Source organism: Arthrobacter sp. WCS2018Hpa-7, from assembly GCF_031843805.1.
GTDB lineage: Bacteria > Actinomycetota > Actinomycetes > Actinomycetales > Micrococcaceae > Arthrobacter.
This window is the reverse complement of sequence record NZ_JAVTJB010000048.1, coordinates 1-3,135: the sequence shown is the minus strand read 5'-3', so window position 1 is coordinate 3,135 and position 3,135 is coordinate 1. Positions and strand designations below refer to the sequence as shown.

2 protein-coding genes are annotated in these 3,135 nt (G+C 62.5%); one reads left to right on the top strand and one right to left on the bottom strand.

Annotated features, from left to right (window positions below):
- Positions 1 to 299: 299 nt before the first annotated feature.
- On the bottom strand, positions 300 to 1,124 hold the full coding sequence (locus RQH14_RS23115; protein ID WP_311215448.1) for an alpha/beta hydrolase: 825 nt from the start codon (positions 1,122 to 1,124) through the stop codon (positions 300 to 302).
- 98 nt (positions 1,125 to 1,222) lie between these two features.
- On the opposite strand from RQH14_RS23115, the gene RQH14_RS23110 reads away from it, so the two are divergent.
- On the top strand, positions 1,223 to 3,001 hold the full coding sequence (locus RQH14_RS23110) for a BTAD domain-containing putative transcriptional regulator (RefSeq protein ID WP_311215447.1): 1,779 nt from the start codon (positions 1,223 to 1,225) through the stop codon (positions 2,999 to 3,001).
- Positions 3,002 to 3,135 lie beyond the last annotated feature (134 nt).

The window sequence follows — 3,135 nt, the reverse complement described above, 5'->3', positions numbered from 1 at the left end:
TAAAACAATCGGTATCAACAAACTTGGCACACTATTGAGTTCTCAAACAACAGACCCCCCAAAACATCACCCACAGCACACCACACAAAGCAGCGCACCCAACAGGGCCATTGGAAAAGAAGAGTTATTTTTGGCCGCCTACCGAACCGTACACACCTTCCGGCTTTCCGTTTCGCACCCGGCGACTCAGAAAACAATACACGCCCCCAACCCCCAACGCAAATCCACCCCCACACCCCACCCCACCACCACCAAACCCACCCCCAAAACCCCACCAAACCGCCGTCGGGCGCTGGTCCCTAGCGCTTCATCAGCGCCCGCAACGCAGCGCTGACGGCACCTGGATTTTCCTCAGCCATGAAGTGCCCGCCGTCAATGGTCATGTGGCGGAGGTCAGACGCCCAGGCCCCCCAGAGAGCGGCAGCGTCGTAGCCCAGCACAGCGCCCCAATCCTGCTGCATCACAGTCACGGGCATCTCCAGAGTGCGTCCGGTGTCCCTGTCGGCCCGATCATGCGTTAGATCGATACCGGCAGAAGCGCGGTAGTCCGCAACGATCGATGCCACAGCCCTGCGTGATGCCCTCAGATACTCCTCCCGATAAGACTCCGGAATCGCGTCAGGGTCAGTGGTCCACCCATCCAGGAATGAGGCGAAAAATGCATCGGCTGTAGCTTCGATCATGGGCTCCGGGATGCCGGCAGGCTGTGCCATGAAGTAAAGGTGCCACGCCACCTTGGCATCCGCTCCCCGGAGAATGTCCCACATGTCCAAGGTCGGCAGGACGTCCAGCGTCAAAAGATGGGTCACTGCGTCAACGTGATCCAGGCCAGCACGAATGGCAACCAGCGCGCCGCGATCATGACCGGCGAGGGCAAAGCGCTGATGGCCCAGGGCACGCGCTGCCGAAACGACGTCGGCGGCCATGGTGCGCTTTGAATAAGTTTCTTCGTCGTCCTCTACAGGCTTGTCACTCGCTCCGTACCCCCGAAGATCGGGGCAGATGACCGTGTGGTCCGCCACAAGGTCGGCCGCGACGTGACGCCACATCAGATGCGTCTGAGGGAAGCCATGCAAAAGTACGACGGCGGGTCCACTCCCCGCGACGGCAACGTTCAGTTCCACGTGGGGTGCTACAGGGACGCGGTGGTAGGTAGCCGAATCAGCGGCGAATCAGCTGGCTCTGCCGTTTGCTTGTCAGGGCCCGTGACTACGATTGACCCGTGAGTGCGCCGCAGATCCGAGTCCTCGGCCCCATCGGGGTGAATGTTGACGGCGTGCAGCTGGAACTGTCCAAGCGCAGGCATCGGGAGATCATCGCGATCCTCGTCGCGCTACGTGGTCGGGCTATCCCCACCGCATCCCTTGCCGAAGAACTCTGGGACGGTATGCCACCGAACGGGGCCTTCGGAGCCATCCGGACCTTCGTTGGCGAGCTGCGGCGCATCCTTGAACCACACCGGAAACCTCGGACCATGCCCTCCCATCTGGTCACGGTTGGTGACGGCTACGCGTTGAGGCTCGACGCCGACGCGGTGGATGCCTGGCGCTTTGAAACGGCCGTGCTGGGGGCAATTGAAGCACCACCCGACGACGCTGATTCACGTTTGTCCACTGCCCTCGCTGAGTGGAATGGAAGCGCTTATCAAGAATTTAGCGAGCATCCGTGGGCGGTCGCGGAGGTGACCCGGCTCAGCGGGCTGCGGCAGACCGCCGTCGAACGCTGTGCCGAAGCCCGGCTCGCCGACGCCCGGCCAACCGACGCTGTTTCCATCCTGGAAACGCATGTTATGGGCAACCCATGGCGCGAGGAAGGGTGGCGACTGTTGGCGTTGGCCCTCTACCGAAGTGGCCGCCAAGGCGAAGCTCTTGCCGTGCTTCGCGAGGCACGGCGCAAGCTGTCCGACGAGCTCGGTCTGGACCTCAGCCCCGCCCTCACGGTTCTGTCGACCAGAATCCTCCGCAGGGATGGGCAATTGGACCGGTCTGATTCAGCCAGTTTGGCCTCGATCGCCAGCGCCTATTCCAGCAGCAGCGTGCGAGCCCAACTGGAGGCTTCGAATGCCGTGTTGGGCAGCCTCGCGGTCGCCGGCGACCTTCAGACAGCCCGTCAGCAACGCCTTGCTGCAATCGAAGCGGCCGCCGGCCTCAACGATCCCGGACTCGCCGCGCGAATCATCGGAGGTTACGACGTCCCCGGGATATGGACGCGAACAGACGATCCCGCTGCTTCTACCGCGGTGGTCGCCGCAGCTGAGGCTGCACTGGCTTCTCCTGTGAACCTCACCGACCGCAGCCGGGCCCGTCTTCTAGCGACGATCGCCATGGAATCCCGCGGAGCAGGAAACAGGCAGGGCGAAGCAACCGAGGCTGTTGAGTTGGCGCGAAATTTGGGCGACAGCCAACTTCTTTGCTTCGCTTTGAGCGCTCATTTTATGCAGGCATTCGCCCGCACAGGCCTGGCAAAGCACCGCGAAGACCTTGGCCGGCAGCTGATAACAACAGCGTTCGACGCCGATTCACCCACCTTTGAGATCAACGGACGCCTGATTCGGATGCAAGCCCTGTGCGCTTTGTCCGACATCGATTCCGCCGCTCTTGAAGCCAATGCAGTGGATCATCTGGCCGTACGGCACGAGCGCCCCTTGGCAAAGGTGTTCACCCGGCAGCTACGCCACGAGGACGTATTGGTTGACGGGGACTTCGGCCCCTACGAACCATGGGTGCGTCCTCTTCTCCTGCTGCGAGCCGGTCATCAAGCCAACGCCGCGGCGGCACTTCGCCACCTGCCGGATCCGCCACGGGACCTCTTGCTGGAGGCTACCTGGTGCGTTCTGGCCCAGACTGCCTGCGAACTCCGTGAACCATCCATGATCAGCCGGGCATATACGGCACTATCGCCAGCCGGCGGAGAACGGGCGGCCGGGAGCGGAGTGGTTGATGCCGGCAGCGTTGACGACTACTTGGGAATGCTTCGAGCCGCAGGGGCTGGTCCAGCGTAGTCGCTGGGCCTTCGCGGCTCATGTGTGTGTTGTGGTGGTTAAAGGGGAAGAGCCCCGACCTGTGGTCGGGGCTCTTGCCTAATGTGTGTCCGGCGGTGTCCTACTCTCCCACACCCTCCCGGGTGCAGTACCAT